This is a genomic window from Novipirellula caenicola (assembly GCF_039545035.1).
In the GTDB taxonomy this organism is placed as follows: domain Bacteria; phylum Planctomycetota; class Planctomycetia; order Pirellulales; family Pirellulaceae; genus Novipirellula; species Novipirellula caenicola.
In genome coordinates this window covers 58,595-75,045 of record NZ_BAABRO010000028.1, presented here as the reverse complement: position 1 = coordinate 75,045, position 16,451 = coordinate 58,595, and the positions used below count along the sequence as shown (strand labels likewise).

The following is a 16,451-nucleotide window of genomic DNA, read 5'->3' as shown; positions in this document are numbered from 1 at the left end:
TTAGTTCCCATTGATCGTCGGTTAAGCAATGCCGCCCCACCATGATTACCTCCTCCCTTTCGTTCGAACTAACTTACCTCTCATTCGTACGAAATAACGGGCAACATGGTTTTCAGACAGAGCCTAGAACGCAAGCAAGACCGAGGCGAGGTGTGTCCGACTTCGTGCGTTGGATAGCGAGCCTGAAATATTTCGCGGATGTATCAAAGTCATTTTCGATATCATGCCAAAAGCCCAACGATTCGTAAGCCTCAGGATCATTGGGCGACCTGTGGATCGCAGTTTCGTAGCATCGTTTCGCGTCCTCCAGCGAATAGCGCTCCCCATCAGATAGCTGAATGACGTCGCCGCAAAGATTCCACAACCGAGTGGAGTCAGGATACGCTTGCAGCACCTCAAGGATCTTGTCGACATCCATTTCGGTCGGTTGTCCACCCACACCAGAAATCTGAAATGTCTTGATAAATGATTCGGCGCTCATGGTAATCTACGCGGAATTGTTCCGTTTGACGCTGAAATGCTCCGAAGCATTTTCACTTCGTGCAGCTCCGTATGGATGTCGCTCTCGAAACCGTCCGTAACGCGTTCGCCGATGACGCGAAACCCCAGCTTTTCAAATAGCGGGACGCTTGCCGTCTGTCGGATCGTCTGTAACGTGATCGCAGTGCGGCCTGTGGCGAGTGCATGCGAATTGATCCAGTCCAACAAGCCACGGGCGATGCCCTTTCGCTGAAAATGGGGGTGAACGGCCAGCCCAAGCAAAGACAAGAAATCTTCGTGGCTGTCGAATTGAACCGTCGCAACGACTTGCTGATCCAGTTCAGCGACGAGTCGTGTCCCTTCTCTATGATGGAGGGACTGGCGAGCGACGGTTTTTGAGTTGGGGCGGTAGATTGCTCGCAAAGGGGCGAAGGCCGCCTGGAACACTGTAGCCACCTCGTCAGCGTCTTCAGCATTGGCCTCGCGGATCGTTAGGAAAGAGAGCGTGTTTGACATAACGCTTTGAATGGAGTTTGAGAACGATCAATTGGACGACGTTTTAAAGGGAGGTGAGTAATGCCATTCTGCGTGCTTCGCCCTGTCTGCCAAGTTGTTAGAGTCGAGAATCGAACTTGTAGCGAGATTATCGGGGAGGGCCGGGGACGCTGAACTTGTGCGATCTATTAAACATTGGACTTTTACCAGTAGGAGGCGTTAAGAAATGCAGTACCGCTTTTCGACGTGTGCCACACACGGAACCCACCGCCTCGAGCAGATCTGCTGACGTAATACCGTTTCATCGACGGTTTGTACTGCCAGCCCGTTTCAGGAAAGCGATTTGCGAATTCTTCTGCGTATAGTTTGCCCATTTCTGCTTGAATTTGCGGAATTGCATTGCTCACCCATTCGTCGTCGTCAACGTCTGTATTCAGTCCTGGACGCAATGCTCTCATCTGTTCGATCCATTCCATCAGTGCGGACGCTTCAATGGAAAACTTCGCCCAATGGCCAGCACCATTTCGGTAGAGAGTAATGTTTTGGGCTGTTGGTGGTAGTTCGATGTAGCCGTCTTCGGGCATCTCTAAACTTGACGCGTATTCAAAACGCCCGTAACGAAATTGGTCCACTGTAAACATGACAGCGGTACAAGACGGGATGAACAATATCAAGGAAGAACATACCACGACGACTTTGGCTTTTTCTCCGTTGCTGCGCACAAGTCCAATGATCAGAAAGAAGATCATCACAATGCATGTAATTAGGAATGGCATTACTACAGGAGCAAACATGATTTAAATGATACCGCAGTTTCAAATTGCGACTGATCTTTTTGCACTTCCAAAGATCGTGTCGATCCGCATAAGTCTTTCGTGAGCGATAGGTGGCTAGAAGGCCTGAGTTTCGCACTAATCCCGTTTGCTAGCTAATCACATGCCGAGAGCAACTTATTGGCGTTTGGTCGTTGTTGTCGGCAATCAGTTTTTCTCGCTAAAACCGGGGCGATATTCTGTCTTTCACGCTAGGATGGAATTGTGCTACGGTTCCAATGCGCGAACCCCTTCAATCGAATTCCTTCTGTTTCTTGGCTCCCATGTTAGGCGAATACCACGTCGGACGCTGTACACGAAATTGTCATTCGCTAAACCGCCCTCTGCGCGAGGGCGAGTGGTATTACTCGGTCGTGATGGAATCAGGAGATGATTACGTCCGTCGCGACTTTTCCGCGGAAAGTTGGAAAGGGCCGCCAGAGGACGCGATCGGTTGGTGGAAAAACCGGATGCCCACGGCGGCGGAAAAGAAACTGGTGCTGGCGCCGCCCGAGGTCTTGATCGATCTGCTGCGGCAGATGGGAAACTTTCCTGAAAAAGCCAAGACCCGCTACCTGCTTGCGATCATGTTGATGCGCAAACGTCTGGTGCGTCCTTGGGAAGGAACCGCGGACGATTCGCTTGCCGAGGGGGCGATGCGTTTGGAAGTGCTGGCCGATCAGTCGACGATCGATGTCATGCCTTGCGAGATCAACCGCGCCGAATCCGATTCGATTCGTGACGAGTTAAATGATTTGCTCTATTGCGAAGCCGATGTGGTGAGCAGCGACGACGAAACATCAACCGAATAACGGTCCCAGGAGAAAAGCAAGGATGCGAACATGGCTGTGGATCGGAACGTTGATGATCTGTTTTGTCTCCGGTGGGGCGACCTGCGCCCGTCGCGAGCCGCCGATGCCGTTCCCGCCGCCTCCGGTTGTCCTGACCGACACACCGACGTTGGACGAGTTAGCGGTCGTCATGAACCGCACCAGTTCGATCCACCAATTGTCAACCAACACCGCGTCGGTGGAAGTGTTGACGATGCCCCACATTCCCAAACTCAGCGCCACGCTCAGTCTGCAGCGTGAACGTCGTTTTCGCCTGCGCGCCAGCTTGCCGATTGTGCTTGGTGCGGGGATGGACATGGGCAGCAATGACGAGGTGTTTTGGTTCGAAGTCCCCGAGGGAGTTGCGATGTCCAAAACGCTGTACTACGCCGAGCACGCGAAGTACCGTCAACAGCTGCAACGCGCGATTCTGCCCGTCGATCCAACCTGGGTGATGGACGCTTTGGGGTTGGTTCAATTGGATCCCTCGACCGTCGTCAATGGTCCCGTCAAACGTGACGATGGCAAGCTAGAAATTCGCAGCGTCATCCAAATGCCCGACGGTCTGTATCAACGTGTCTACTTGATCGAACCATCGGCCGGCTATGTGACGAACCAATTTTTGTATGCACCGGACAATCACTTGATCGCGCAAAGCACCGCGACCAATCATCGCTACTATGACGAGCATCAATGTGCGTTGCCGCATCAAGTCGAGCTGAATCTGACGCCCGCGATGGGGCAACCCTTGCGGATGAAGATCACGATCGGTTCGTATGCGGTGAACCAATTGCTCAGCGGCGATCCCCAATTGTTCACGATGCCTCAAAACGCGTCTCAGGTCGTCGATCTGACCACCTTGTCAGCGACGGCCGCCGCGGCGACGACGCCGACGCAATACACTGCGGATCTACAGATGGCGATGCCGCTGCGGGGAACGATGCAGTAGTTTATCGCCCGCCAAGTCAGGCAACGCTGTGAAGCATTTGCGTTTCGTAACTACGCTCTCCAGAACGTGGTTTGTTGGCGTCCAATGCGCATCACCACCTTCTGGCGAAGGTAGGTACGCTCGCCAGAGCGTGGATAGTTACTGCACTTCGATTTGCCGCGGCTCGTTTTTGGCGTGAGTTAGCAGCACATGAACCTTCGCTGGGTCGATCTGATTCGACACGAATTGCTGAGCATCCTCGCGTGTTGCGAACCATGCAAACACCGATGGCCCCCAACTGCTTTGACCCACTCCCGTGACGCCGTTGCTTCGTAAAAAATCGACAAGCGATGAAACTGCCACGCCATTGTAGGGACCGTTTTGCACCGCTTCGAATAGCAGCCCACTGTCGCGGTTGTAGCGGTGCACCGCTTCGCTGAACGCATCAAAGTCGCCCTTTTCGATCGCCGGCAACAACTGGGTTGTGATTAGGTAGCGAAAATGTTCTCGCTGTTGGGACGTGGTCGCTGGCAGCTTGGCAAATTGGTCCAATTCCACATCGCCACTGATCGTGGTCGTTTCTTGGATCGGACGAAGAATCGCCACGCACCATTGGCTTGGAACTTCGATTCGTTGCTTGATTGGATTCAGTTCGGCGGCGTTGTCAGCGTCTTCGTAGATCAACCCTCCGTGTCGATAGCCGTGAATCCCGACAGCCGATCGACGCCCTCGATCGGCGATCCGAAACGCGGTCCTCGGGTCCGTCCGCTCTGGATGCAAAAGTTGGCTGATCGCTTCGGCGACCGCCATCGCAAGTTGGGTTCCAGTACCAAGTCCCGTGTGTGCGGGTGGTCGGCGGACGATCTCGATTTGACACGCAGGCAAGGCATCGAGTTGGAACTGTTGACGGTAACGCTCCGCAACGCCGCGTACCCGGTCGGCCGCGACCAGAGGACCTTGGAACGCGTCGGCTCGTCGCGCAACGACTTCGGTGATCGGATCGTCGACCATCACGCCCACACCCCCAAAGGGTTTGGCGGTGTCCAATAAACCAAAATGAAGTCGTGAGCCTGTGGTCACGCGTACCTGCTGAGATGTCATGCGCCCACGATACCAGCACCCCGGTATGCCTTCCAAGACGGGGGATATCGCCAGCTCAGTTCAATCGCGTGGCATCGTCGGATGCATATCGCTGGGAAATTGCTTGTTTGAGGAACTCAAACGCGGCGTGCTCTGCGGCGCCTCCGGTTTTGTCGACCAGGATTTGCAAGCGGCGAAGCTCCGACTCGATTTCGTCTTTCCCAATCATGTGCGTCCGTGTCGCCAAAATCGCGGCCTCGATCACGGCAAATTTGCCACGGTTGAAACCAAAGAACGGGCGAACGATCCCAGACGCGACGACGCGGCCGTTCATTTCGGCACGAGGGTCATGGTCTTCGATCGTTTCGACCTCGACCGCAAACCATCGATGGCAATCACGCAAAATCCAGTAGGGGGCGTCCGTTGTCGGTGTCAGATCATGCGGCCGAACCCATTGGCGAATCGCGGCTTGGTCACCGAGCGAACCGACGGCGGTTTGCGCAAACAGATCAACGTTGTCGGTCACGTGGACGACCGCTCGCCGCGATTGCATCAAATTTTGATACGTGCGGGATGAGTTGAACGGACGCAGCAGGATCGATTCGCCTACGGCATCGCCGTGAGCAAGCGATTCCGAGACGATTGGTCCCATCGGGGCGATATTGATTTGTCCGTCGGAACTCGCGGTCGTGACGATTGATTCCAAGATCACGAGGTCACTTCCTGGCGCCATTTGGCTGCAATCGTGACAAAGTTTTTAAGCAGTTCGCTGCCTTCGTCGGTCAAAATCGACTCGGGATGAAACTGAACTCCATAGACTGGCCGGCTGCGGTGCTGGATTCCCATGATCACCCCATCGTCGCTGCGTGCGGTCACCTCGAGTTCATCGGGCAGATGGTCTGGATCGATCGCCAACGAGTGGTATCGTCCCACGGGCATGGGCGACGCCAAGTGCTCAAAAATGCCTTGCCCGTTGTGCGTAATCGACGATTGAATGCCATGTTCGGGACCACACCGCAACACGCTGCCGCCAAAGGCAACGCCGATCGATTGATGCCCCAAACAAACTCCTAGCATCGGGATTTGCGATGACAGTTCGCGGATCACCGGGACCGAACAACCGGCTTCATTCGGGCTCTTCGGACCTGGCGAAATCACGATCGCTTCGGGAGCCAGATCCAAGCAACCTTGGGCATCGATCTCATCGCTACGCACCACGCGGGTGTCGCAGCCGAGTTGCCGAAAGTACCTAGCCAAGTTGTGGACAAAGGAATCGTAATTGTCCAGCAATAGAATCATGCGATACCGCTTCGAATGGATGAACCCGCTAGCGACGCGGTTTAGCAAACTTGATCTTTTCAATCAGTTTGACCACTTCGTTGCCATCTTTGTACCCGCTTACCGCCGTGATGGCTTTGATGACATTTTCGTAACGCAAGTTGTAATCGGTATCGATTTCAAGTTCAGGCCCCTCGTCCTCTTCGGTCGGCGTGGCCGAACCGATTTGCGAAACGATGCGGGCTCGCAGCGCGTCGTAATCGGTGCCCAGGTCCGAGTCGTTTAGTGCCATCGAAGCGAGTCGGCCCTGTGAATCGGCTCGTAGCCGCAGTTTCAGCCCGAGGTCGGTCGGATCTGCAGCCCCTTGGCTATCGCCCAGCGGCATTCGCACGCTGAAGTCGCCTTCCATTTCCACGACCTTGAAGGTCATCACGAAGAACACCAGCAATAGAAAGACGATGTCAATCATGCTGGTCATGTTGAGTTCGTTCTTCTCGTTCTCGCCCTGATTGCGAATTTTCATCGGTTGTCTTCCTTCACTCGCAGCGCAAAGTTGACGAGTTTCTGTTCTTGCGCCACTCGGATCACCTCCTGCACATCGCCCGCTGCGGTGTCTTTGTGAGCACGGATGACGACGTTTGCATCGTCGGCGGATTTGCCTTCGGATTCAATCACGGTCAATTCGCGTAGCAAGCCGACTCGCAGCGTTTCCACGGTGTAGTCGTCGCCGCCGAGCACGATTTCGCCATCCATCGCCACATGCAGGATGATGGGGAATTCGAGCGGCACTTCGGGCGGTTTGACCAATTGGCTGTTCGGCAACACGACGCGATCATTGGCTTCCGTTTGCGCGAAATTGATCAACACCATGAAAAACGCGATCAACTGAAACGTCATGTCGATCATCGGCGTCAAATCGCCTTCGGCCAAGTCAGGTTTTTTCGATTTGACTCGCATTTAAGCTTTGGTCCCCTGAGGCGTCACGTCCTCGAAACGGCTCATCAAGTTTTCGCTGGTCACACCAATTTCAAGCAGCATCCGCGAGACGCGGTTCCGCAACACGTTGTAGGCGGCGATCGCAGGAATCGCGATGGCCAATCCAATCAGCGTGGTGAAAAGTGCGGTCGAAATACCGGCAGCCAAATCAGCGGGTTTCGGCGATGCACCACCAAGTGCGATCACTTGGAACGATTCAATCATCCCGTGAACCGTCCCGAACAATCCGATCATCGGGCTGAGGTTGCCGATCAACGCCATGTAGCTCAGCCGATGCTCGAGCTTCATGCTTTCCTCTTCGCCGACTTCCTGCATCCCTTCGAGTGCTTTGTTGTAGCCGCGTGACAGTCGCGCCAATCCCGCCGACAGCACTTGACCGAGAACCGATTCATCGGCTTTGGCCATGTCATAGGCTTCTTGGAACTGTTTCTCGTTCAGCTTCTCTTCGAAACCTTCGACCAATTCATGAGGGCACAGCGTGTCGCGGCGAGCGGCCAAGACGTTCATCACAAACAGCGAAACGAGCGTGATCGACAACACCAAAAACACGAACGAATAGGTCAAACCGAGTGCTTCGATCGTCCAGGCCAACAGGTTTTGGTCGCTCGATTTCTTTGCGGTCGGTTCCGCTCCCGCGTTGTCCGCTCCGGCGTCGGCGGGCACGTCCGCAGGTGCCGCCGCCGCAGGTTCGGGATCACCAAATTCGGCTGCAGCGTCGTCTTGCGCCAGCGCCGGGGTGACCAGGAATAGCGATGCCAAGATCACTAGACCCACAGAACGAAACGTGTGCATGCTGGGCGTGCTGAGACGGGCAGGATGCAGAAGGGAACCGCAGGCAGCGAACATCAACGAGACTCTCTGAAGATAAGTAGCGGGAACGTTTAGATTGTATTTCGGTTTGGTGCGATCTCGGTGGGTCCGAATTCGGAACCAGAGAATTCTAGCATTTGAACAGGATAGTTGGAGAAAAGTACCCTCGCACCCTTGAAGCGATTCGAATCGATTGAGAAATCAGGCACGAGGGTCCACTTGCAACGGCAAAAACGGCATCGACGTTTTCAATTATTTGCCAAATCCAGGGTAGCGTTGCTGTAATTCTTGACGTGCTTCCGCACCCCGTTCGGGCTTGCCAACCTTGGGCCACAGTTCGACCAGCTTTGAAAGGGCCACGGCATGCGCATCGCTTTGACCGGAAAACATCAGATGCGTATGCAGGTAAGCCATGATCGCCCCTTCGGTGTCGCCTTTGGCTTCGTAGATGGCGCCTTGAGCGTTGTAGATTCGGGCCGCCATTTCGACATCCGTCGGGTTCAATTCGCCGATCAGCGTTGAGACCAGTTTCAGCCCCTCGTCCGCCTGTTTTTTCGAGGCCAACGCCGCCGCTTTTCCTGCTTGGGAAAGCGATTGCAATCGAGCGGCCTCGACCGACTCGACTTTCAAACCCAAAACTTTGTCGAACTCGGCAATCGCAGCATCGGCATCACCGCTGTGCAAGTGCACCATTCCCGTTAGATAGACTTGTTCGATCTTGGCGTTGACGGTCGGGGCTTGTCGAAGCGATCCATAGAATTTCAGTGCACCCTCTTTGTCTCCGAGCGCGAGGGCCAAATCGCCGAGCACCTTGGCGGCTTCGAAAAAGTGCCACGAATCACGGTGCTTTGATGCAAACGCCAACATCGCCTGCTTTGCCGTTTGCTTGTTCCCTTTGCCCGCAATCGCCAATTGGCTCATCGCATAGGCGGTGTAAAACATTGCATCGGCTTGGATCACTTCACGCGGCAATTCGGCAATGTTGACCGTCTTCAACTCTTGCATCGCTTGGTCGTATTGCCCGTCCAACGCAAATTCGCGTCCTTTGGTCAGGGCAGGTGAATCACCAGCGAACAAGATTTTTTCAATCTCGCCAGCGACAAAGTTCTGAGTGTTGCCCCCGACCTTGACTTGGATCCCTTGTGGGCTGGTCTCGGCGACCGAACCAATCACCGGCGAACCCGAAACGGGATAGACCCGGTCATTTTGTGCTTGGACCGTGTTTCCCATTAGCACCCAGCCTATCCAGACGGCGGACATCAGTGCGGCGTTAAAGTATTTCATTTTCACTCGGTCAGGCTTGTTGAAGTGAGTTGGTTGAGATGAGTTTGATTCTGGAAAAGGGTTTTTGTTTGTGCGGTTGGGCCACCGGACGGTGGAGCGGACCTAACCGGGGGGCGGCAGCGGTGGAAGTCCTTTCACTGGATCTCCCACCTCTTTCTGTACCTGGCGAAGCAACGCGTCGAATTTTGCACGTTGAGCCGGGCCACCCAGTTCGGGATAAATTCCCTCGACTTGGGTGATATCCGTGATCGCTCGTTTCATGATCGAGGTGTCTTTGGCGCGTCGCCCCCACAGGAAACGCGACAATGCGATGTGGTAGCGAGCGTCAAAGAAGATTTCTTTGAATTGTTCATTGCCGTTGGTCAGCGTGCTGATTTTGCCCCAACCCCAGATGGTTTTCTCTTTATTAGGTCCTGGACGACCGCCATTGAGTGCGGTTTCGTACGCACGCGGAGCATATTTATCAGGCAGCTCGCCAGCCCATTTTTCGTACGCCGTCGCTGCTTCGACTTGCGCGTCGAGCATGGTCGGTTTTTCGAGCAGGATTTGTTCAAGCACATCGAGCGAATTCTTGTATTCGCCGACCAAGCGGTAGGCGCGGGCCAATTGGAACTGAACCGATAGCGGCACGTCCGACGTTTCGGCTTTAAGCCGATCATATGTCTGGATCGCGGTTTCCAGCAATTCTTTCGCGCGACCGGTCGCTTTGGTCTCGGTTTCCGGCATCGCGGCTTCGCCCAATTGAACCAGCGTTTGCACGATCCACTGCAGCGTGGCAGGGTCTTTGGTAGTTTCCGCGATTTGAGTCAAAAAGACACGAAATGCATCGATTAGCTTGTCTTTTTTGGCCGCGTTGGCGGTTTCCAGTTCATCTTTCAAACTGCGCGCCATGCCGATGTAGATCGATTGCAGTCGCTTTTGACCGTCATCGCCTTTGTAAGTTTGGCGAAGTTTGTCCATCACCGCGGTGGCGCGCTTCAGCAGCGCCGCGGGATCGGTTCCCTCGCTGGTCATTCGCTGGACAATCGTGGTCAATTCGGTGGCGTATAGATCACCTTGCAGTGCATCATCGTCGGCCGCGATCTTGCTGATCAGCTTCACCGGACCATAGGTTTTGTGATCGAGTGTTGCCAACGCTTTGGCGTCGTCTCCTTTGCGTAAATAGACTTTGGCCAATACCAATGCGGCTCGTAGACCTTCGGGTTCAATCAGAGCTCCCTTGATCCCCGCCAATCCCTTGGTGAGTTCTTTCTCGGCATCGCTGAGTAGTTTGTCGGCGAGTTGATCGTTGTTTTCCTGGCGTGCGACGATCGATTGGTTCCAAAGCAATTGTCCCATCAGCCGCTCGAAACTTGAACGCTCGGGCCCTTCTGGCATTTTTGAAACCAACGATTGGGCTTGGTCCCATTGATCTTTTTGCAATGCCAATCGAATCATGATGCCCTGGGCCGCTGCGGCCTCGGGATCATCGGGCCATGTCGCGGTCAGGAAATCGCCGATCGATTTCAGTTGGGCGACCAAGTTGGTGTTTTCGTCTTGCGGGACTTCGACCAACAATTTCTGCAATGCACTGAGTGCCACCAAGCCGCCCTTCAATCCGAGGTCGGTTCCCGGCGATGTGCGTGCTAGATTGTCACCGACCACCGCGGCATCACGGAAACGATCGACTTGATACAGCAGAACGGCATAAAAATGTTTCGCTTGATTCAGCGTCGACAGGTCGTCACCGAGACGGATCATCGTCATCCCGCGACGCATCGTTTCAATCGCTAGATAGCGAGTGTCGGCGAGTTGTTTCTCGAGACTTTCAACCTGCTGTTTGTGTTCCGCGTCGTCTTTCTTTTGCTGCTTTAGCAGTTCGAGGGCTTGGCGTAGATCTTCGCCCAACTGGTACAACTCTCGCGACGATGCAAACGCTTCGTCGAGGTTTTCAGGATCGTCCGCTTTGGGCAGTTCGGCGGGAGTCAAATCCACGCCCATGTCCGCTAACAATTTCGATGATTCTTCGGCGTGCGCCCCAGGCAGCTTTTCGATCTCGATCAGCAATTGGCGACCTGCGGACTCGGCGCGTTTGATGTCCGTTTTCTTTTGCCCGTCGGTGTCTTTCGATTTGGCAAGGTAGGCTTTGGCAACATCCAATTTCAATTGCAGTGCCGCCGGAAGTCGTTTTTCGTTGGGGCGAATCGTGTCCAACAATCCTTGGCCGCGTTCGATGGCCGGTTGATAGTCGGGCGGCGTTTTCGCCAACCAAATCTGAGCCAACGCACTGGTCGCTTCGAACCGTCCTTCACGAAGCGGAGCGGCATCAGGTTGCTCGAGGTATTTTAAGAAACTATCCAGCGCCGCGTCGTTTTGTCCCAGCAGTTGTTGCGTTTGACCGAGATGCAAAATGGCGATCGCCCCGGTCACATAACCGCTGTAATTATCGGCCAAATCTGTGAATTGAGTGATCGCTTCGTCAAGCAGCTTTTTTCCTTCCTTGGCGGGATTGGAAAAGGTGGTCGCGGCTAAACGACGCGCATCACCGGCGTTCAGTTTGGCCTCGAGAAAATCGGCGCGATACTGGGTTCGCTGTTCGGCCAATTGGGGATTCTCTTCGGCGTTGATCTTTTCGCCCTGCATCTCCTTGAGCTTGGTCCGCAGGTTTTCGACGATCGTGTCAAACGTTTTTGCCGCGTTGAGATACGATTCCCGTGCCGCTTTCTTTTTGGCGTCATCGGGATTCAGCATCATCAGCGTGTTGGCACGCACCAATTGCAGCTTGCCCAATTGCAAGCGGGCTTCGGGGGCACGCGGATGAGAATCGTTCTTGAGGAAATCGGCGATCGACGATTCGGCTTTGGCGAAGTACTCGTCTCGTTCGGTCGCGGTGCGAGCAGCAACCCCGGCTTCAATGTAGGTCTGTGCCTTTTCCAGCGAGACCGCATCCTTGAGCGAACCGTCCACGCCGGGGTATTGATCGAGCCGGTCCAGGTACGTCAACGCGATATCGTAATAACCGGCCGCGCGAAGCCGTTTGAGAAAGTCTTCGGCAGGTTCACCGCCGGCCAAGGCAAGCGACGCACCACTGCCCGCCATCGACAGTGATAGGGCCAAGACATAAATCGTGAAACGAACGGCTCGATGGCAAAATGCCTTCCGTGATAAGCAATTCCGCGAATAGAATACGAGCATGACGACCGAGTGCTATTTGGATTGTAGGTGTGCTGCCAAGATGAGGATGAGTCAGCACGATTAGGGTCAGGCGAGCAGGGGGACGAAACGCTATTCTAGCATCATTGACGCCGTCGCGATGCGGTATTGTTCGCCAAACTCCCCCCCATACCAGATTAAGGCTCGCGAGTCGCTCCTTCAAGCTTGTCCAGCGATTCGAGGACAGATCCGATGAAAATCCCTTCTCAATTTAACGAAGATAGCCTTTATGGTCGTCGTCAACGGCGTGGCGCCACGGTTCAAGACTATCGACGTGTGATCCGGTTAGTGCTCGGTTTGGCTTTGGTGTTGGTCGTCATGCGACAAGCCGCTAAACCGCGTGTTTACGAACCCTTCTTCGGAGGTGCGTCGGGGCAGCCGCAAAGCGTTAGCGATGCGACGCGTCAAATCTATGCGGCCAATCGGCCGTCCAAACTGCTGGCCGGGGGGGACGCATCCGCCGAAACTGTGTTGGATTGGCGCGAGCTGGATCCCAAGCTGGTGCTCGACGCGCGAGCGATCGTGTCACTCGTTCCACCGGAGGATCAGCAGCTTTGGCTCGCCACACTGCTGAGGATCCGTCGACACCAAGAAATTCCGCAATTCACCGTGCTCGATACCGGGTGGACGGTCAAGCTTTCGCAGCTCGATTGGCAATCCGATCAGGAGTCCGCCGAGGACCCGGCTCATTTAAGTTGGAGCGAGTTGATCGAACGAGTTGCGTCGGACCCCTCGGGTTTCAGCGAGGATCGGGATGACGCCAGCGGGGATGCTTGGCGGAAGATCCAGGCGTTGATCCGCGCGCTCGACACGGCCGCCGCGTCTCGGGTTGCCGAATCGGGGGTTTGGCAGTCGCGTGACCGAGACGCAATGTACCGCTACTTGGACGAAGCCCGGTTTGGCTTTGAAAACGGTCGGAGCGGGATGACGGCAACCGAGGCGGCAGCCGACGACGAGACGCCATCGGAGCCGCAAAAAACAGGGCAAACCCCGACGGCGACGCCACCGGCGGTGCCGCAAGTAGGCGTGTTGCCGTTGATGCAACAGCCCGATGTCTATTTGAACCATGTCGTTGCGTTTGCGGGGCGACCGGCTCGCGTCGAGCGACATGCCGCCAACTCAAATGAATACGGAATCACCGAGTATTGGCATCTTTGGCTGCGGCCGGTCGACGGTGCCGATCGTCCGCTTTTGGCCGTTGTCAATGACGTTCCCGAGTCGATTGCCAATGGGATGTCCGCTGCCAATGGCGTTTCCGAGGAATCCGCCAGCGAAGAAGGGCCGGTGTTGTGGATCACAGGCCGCTTTCTGAAACGGTTGGCGTACCGGTCTGGTGCGGGTGCCGATTCCGCTCCCGTGATCGTTGGTCGTGTCTTGACGCTGGACCCGGACGCGCAAACCGAATCCCTTTCGCAATCGACGCCACTGGAGACGGACGACGACGAGAATCGTTCTCTATGGACTATGCTCGTGTTTGCCGTGCTGCTTGGTGTCGGATTGGCCACGTTTGCGATGTGGCGAACCGCCGTCTCAGCCCGACAAAGCCGCCAACTGCGCCGCGCCGCTGAACGCGAACCTTCGCCGTTTCTAGAGCAATTAACACCCGGCCGTGACGATCCGGCCCCTTCGCAGGTGGATCATTCACCTGCTGATGACGAGATCAAGTTGCATCCACCGAGAGAGTCATGATGAACCGATACACCGACACGATGTTCTTGCCCGGTTTGGCGTGGGGGATGGTGGCTGTGTTGGCAGCCTGCCTGTTCCCGCAATCGCTCGATGCCCAGTCCGAACCATTGCAGGCGGCCGGTTTTGATTCGGCCCGAATCGAACAGCTCTATCCGGCGGAGGACGAAGAATCGATCGGCGAGCTGGCAAAGCTGATCTACCGAATCAATCGCACCAATCGTAGCTCTATAGAGAAATTAATTGCTGACGATGTTTCCAGCTCGTTGAGCGGAGCGTCGATCACGTTGGGGCAAGTCGTCGCGGTGGACGGGGTGGTTGTGCAGGTGGGATCGTTGAACGTTCCCGCACGATTGGTCGAGTTCTTGGAAATCAGACGTTTGAATCTCGTCACGGTCGAAATCGGAGAACAGGACAGCCGCCGCACGGTCGAAGTGGTTACCTCGGGGCTGCCCGCGACGGTTCGTAGCGGCGACCGGGTTGCGGGAGTTGGCGTTGTCATCGAAGCCACACCCGACAGCGGAGACGATTCCGTCGTGGTGGACGCGATCGCGGCATTGCCGCTGGATTGGTACCCGGCAGAGCCAGAGAAAGTCGGGTGGCAATTACTCGCACAGCAAGGCGTCAGTCTGGGTGAGGTTTCGGGAGTTGCCTCGCGTAATCGTCAACCACTTTCGAGTGAAGACAGCGACTTGTTTTACTCGATGTTGGCGGCTGCCGATCGGATCTCAAAAGTGCCGGAATCGGATCGCGTGGCAGCGAAGCCCGTCGAGCCAATCGAGTTGCTGAAATCGCCCGAAAAGTATACGGCGGATTGGCTGCGGATGGAGGTGGAAGTCGTTCAAGTGACACGGATTTCGGTTACCGAACCGGCGCGAATCAAACAGTTGGGGGCAGATCATTATTACCAAGTCGACGCAATGGGCGACCTCGGTAACGTCAAGGTGCAAATCGATTCGGGGCAAGATGCCGCAGGGGATGGGCCGGTGTTTCAAAACCGATACCCGATTTCGTTGGTGTATAAAACACTACCCGCGTTCCTGCAAACCAAGCTGCGGGAGGAAGGGAAATCCGAGGCTATTGTGGCCGACTTGACCGTGTTGGTAGCCGCCGACGCGTTTTTCTTTCGTTTGTGGAGTTATCCCACGGCGTACATGCAGCGGTTCGGCGGCGGCGATCAGTTTGGGCCGCTGTTGATCGGCGCCGACATGATCAATCGCGAGTCGACTGAGGCGGATCCGGTGGGCGTTCGCATTTTCGGTTGGTTCGCAGCGGTCGCCGTGGGCGTGGGGATGTTGGCGATCCTCGTTTGGAATATCGTCATCGCACGTCGTGATCGCCAAGTGCAGCGCCGCCGCAAAGAGCGTGAGGCCGATGAGTTGCGGTTGCCGCAGTAGCGGCGGGCGTTCGGTTTTGCAGTGGAACTTGATTTTGCAGTGGAACGCTAGAAATCTAGCGAGCGTCTACTTGACCCGCGGCTCGCTTGCGAGAGGATAACGCATTAGAAAATCATTTGAAATGAGAAAGCGATTTCCATTTCGCCCACTCACACAACTTCCCTAAAATTTCCCCGCGAGCGAAACAAATGCGCCGAGCAAAAATTACCGTCATCGGAGCCGGAAACGTCGGAGCCACCTGTGCTCATTGGTGTGCTGCTGCAGAGTTAGGTGACATCGTTCTGTTGGACATCCCCCAGACCGAAGACATGCCGCGTGGAAAAGCGCTGGACCTGATGCAAGCTTCGCCCATCATGGGTTTCGATTCCAACATCGTTGGGACGACAAGCTATGCCGACACGGCCGACAGCGATGTCATCGTCGTGACTGCAGGTATCCCTCGCAAACCAGGGATGAGTCGTGATGATTTGCTCAACACCAATGCCAAGATCATCACCTCGGTTGGCGAGCAGATCAAAGCCACCAGCCCCAATGCGGTTGTCATCGTCGTCAGCAATCCGCTGGACGCGATGGTCCAACAAATGTGGAAAGTGACTGGATTTGACAAGGCCAAGGTGTGTGGGCAAGCGGGCGTTTTGGACACCGCGCGATACCGCACTTTTTTGGCGATGGAATTGGGCGTCAGCGTCGAAGACATCAGTGCCCTGTTGATGGGCGGACACGGCGACACGATGGTGCCGATCCCAAGCTGCACCAGCGTCGGCGGAATCCCGGTCACACAGTTGATCGACCGTGCACGATTGGACGAAATCGTCGAACGCACTCGCAAGGGCGGAGCCGAGATTGTTTCGCTGTTGAAAACCGGCAGTGCCTACTACGCACCCGCCGCGGCGTGTGCCCAGATGGTCGAAGCCGTCGTTCGTGACAAGAAGCGTGTCATCCCGGTGGCGGCGCTTTGTGAGTCCGAGTACGGAGTCGGTGGCTACTACGTGGGTGTGCCGGTCGTGATGGGCAGTGGCGGGGTCGAAAAGATCATCGAACTCGACTTGACTGACTCCGAAAAAGCGGACTTCCAGAACAGCGTCGACGCAGTCAAAGGCTTGGTTGCAACGATGGATCAATTGCTATCGTCCTAACGGAACTTGCAAGTTCTTTCGCTGAAGCATCCGCTTCAGCGTTGACA

Annotated in this window: 16 protein-coding genes; 5 read left to right on the top strand and 11 right to left on the bottom strand. The window is 55.5% G+C overall.

Annotation, left to right across the window (positions count from 1 at the left end; genetic code table 11):
• Positions 1–112 precede the first annotated feature (112 nt).
• The 3 genes from ABEA92_RS29290 to ABEA92_RS29280 form a co-directional block, all read right to left on the bottom strand.
• On the bottom strand, positions 113–481 hold the full coding sequence (locus ABEA92_RS29290; RefSeq protein ID WP_345689059.1) for a tetratricopeptide repeat protein: 369 nt from the start codon (positions 479–481) through the stop codon (positions 113–115).
• A complete protein-coding gene (locus tag ABEA92_RS29285; RefSeq protein WP_345689057.1) occupies positions 478–996 on the bottom strand; it encodes a GNAT family N-acetyltransferase in 519 nt (172 codons plus the stop codon). The genes ABEA92_RS29290 and ABEA92_RS29285 overlap by 4 nt, the downstream gene beginning before the upstream one ends.
• Before the next feature lie 182 nt (positions 997–1,178).
• Complete coding sequence (locus ABEA92_RS29280; RefSeq protein ID WP_345689055.1) at positions 1,179–1,724, bottom strand: hypothetical protein; 546 nt, start codon at positions 1,722–1,724, stop codon at positions 1,179–1,181.
• 347 nt (positions 1,725–2,071) lie between these two features.
• Between ABEA92_RS29280 and ABEA92_RS29275 the strand changes: the two genes are divergently transcribed.
• Complete coding sequence (locus ABEA92_RS29275) at positions 2,072–2,599, top strand: hypothetical protein (protein WP_345689066.1); 528 nt, start codon at positions 2,072–2,074, stop codon at positions 2,597–2,599.
• A gap of 22 nt (positions 2,600–2,621) precedes the next feature.
• Entirely contained in the window at positions 2,622–3,566 is a 945-nt protein-coding gene (locus ABEA92_RS29270) for a hypothetical protein (protein WP_345689053.1), read from the top strand.
• Between the two features lie 138 nt (positions 3,567–3,704).
• On the opposite strand, the gene ABEA92_RS29265 is transcribed toward ABEA92_RS29270, so the two are convergent.
• The 8 genes from ABEA92_RS29265 to ABEA92_RS29230 form a co-directional block, all read right to left on the bottom strand.
• The gene (locus ABEA92_RS29265; protein WP_345689051.1) at positions 3,705–4,646 is read right to left on the bottom strand and encodes a GHMP family kinase ATP-binding protein; all 942 of its coding nucleotides are present in this window, start codon (positions 4,644–4,646) and stop codon (positions 3,705–3,707) included.
• A 55-nt stretch (positions 4,647–4,701) separates the two neighbouring features.
• On the bottom strand, positions 4,702–5,337 hold the full coding sequence (locus ABEA92_RS29260) for a DUF447 domain-containing protein (RefSeq protein ID WP_345689049.1): 636 nt from the start codon (positions 5,335–5,337) through the stop codon (positions 4,702–4,704).
• Complete coding sequence (locus ABEA92_RS29255) at positions 5,334–5,924, bottom strand: anthranilate synthase component II (RefSeq protein WP_345689047.1); 591 nt, start codon at positions 5,922–5,924, stop codon at positions 5,334–5,336. The genes ABEA92_RS29260 and ABEA92_RS29255 overlap by 4 nt, the downstream gene beginning before the upstream one ends.
• A 28-nt stretch (positions 5,925–5,952) precedes the next feature.
• Complete coding sequence (locus ABEA92_RS29250; RefSeq protein WP_345689045.1) at positions 5,953–6,426, bottom strand: ExbD/TolR family protein; 474 nt, start codon at positions 6,424–6,426, stop codon at positions 5,953–5,955.
• Positions 6,423–6,860 carry an ExbD/TolR family protein gene (locus tag ABEA92_RS29245; protein WP_339937511.1) on the bottom strand — a complete coding sequence of 146 codons (438 nt, stop codon included), beginning with the start codon at positions 6,858–6,860 and terminating at the stop codon, positions 6,423–6,425. The genes ABEA92_RS29250 and ABEA92_RS29245 overlap by 4 nt, the downstream gene beginning before the upstream one ends.
• Positions 6,861–7,691 carry a MotA/TolQ/ExbB proton channel family protein gene (locus ABEA92_RS29240; protein WP_345689064.1) on the bottom strand — a complete coding sequence of 277 codons (831 nt, stop codon included), beginning with the start codon at positions 7,689–7,691 and terminating at the stop codon, positions 6,861–6,863.
• Between the two features lie 270 nt (positions 7,692–7,961).
• The gene (locus ABEA92_RS29235) at positions 7,962–8,993 is read right to left on the bottom strand and encodes a tetratricopeptide repeat protein (protein ID WP_345689043.1); all 1,032 of its coding nucleotides are present in this window, start codon (positions 8,991–8,993) and stop codon (positions 7,962–7,964) included.
• 102 nt (positions 8,994–9,095) lie between these two features.
• Positions 9,096–12,089, bottom strand: a complete 2,994-nt coding sequence (locus tag ABEA92_RS29230) for a hypothetical protein (RefSeq protein WP_345689041.1) — start codon at positions 12,087–12,089, stop codon at positions 9,096–9,098.
• Between the two features lie 288 nt (positions 12,090–12,377).
• Here ABEA92_RS29230 and ABEA92_RS29225 point away from each other — a divergent pair, with 288 nt between their 5' ends.
• The 3 genes from ABEA92_RS29225 to mdh all read left to right on the top strand — a co-directional run bounded on the left by ABEA92_RS29225 (position 12,378) and on the right by mdh (position 16,404).
• Positions 12,378–13,874 (top strand): hypothetical protein, encoded by a 1,497-nt coding sequence (locus tag ABEA92_RS29225; protein ID WP_345689039.1) that lies wholly within the window; start codon positions 12,378–12,380, stop codon positions 13,872–13,874.
• Positions 13,871–15,268 (top strand): hypothetical protein, encoded by a 1,398-nt coding sequence (locus ABEA92_RS29220; RefSeq protein WP_345689037.1) that lies wholly within the window; start codon positions 13,871–13,873, stop codon positions 15,266–15,268. Before ABEA92_RS29225 ends, ABEA92_RS29220 begins: the two co-directional genes overlap by 4 nt.
• Before the next feature lie 188 nt (positions 15,269–15,456).
• The gene (gene mdh / locus ABEA92_RS29215; protein WP_345689035.1) at positions 15,457–16,404 is read left to right on the top strand and encodes a malate dehydrogenase; all 948 of its coding nucleotides are present in this window, start codon (positions 15,457–15,459) and stop codon (positions 16,402–16,404) included.
• The last annotated feature ends 47 nt before the right edge of the window (positions 16,405–16,451 follow it).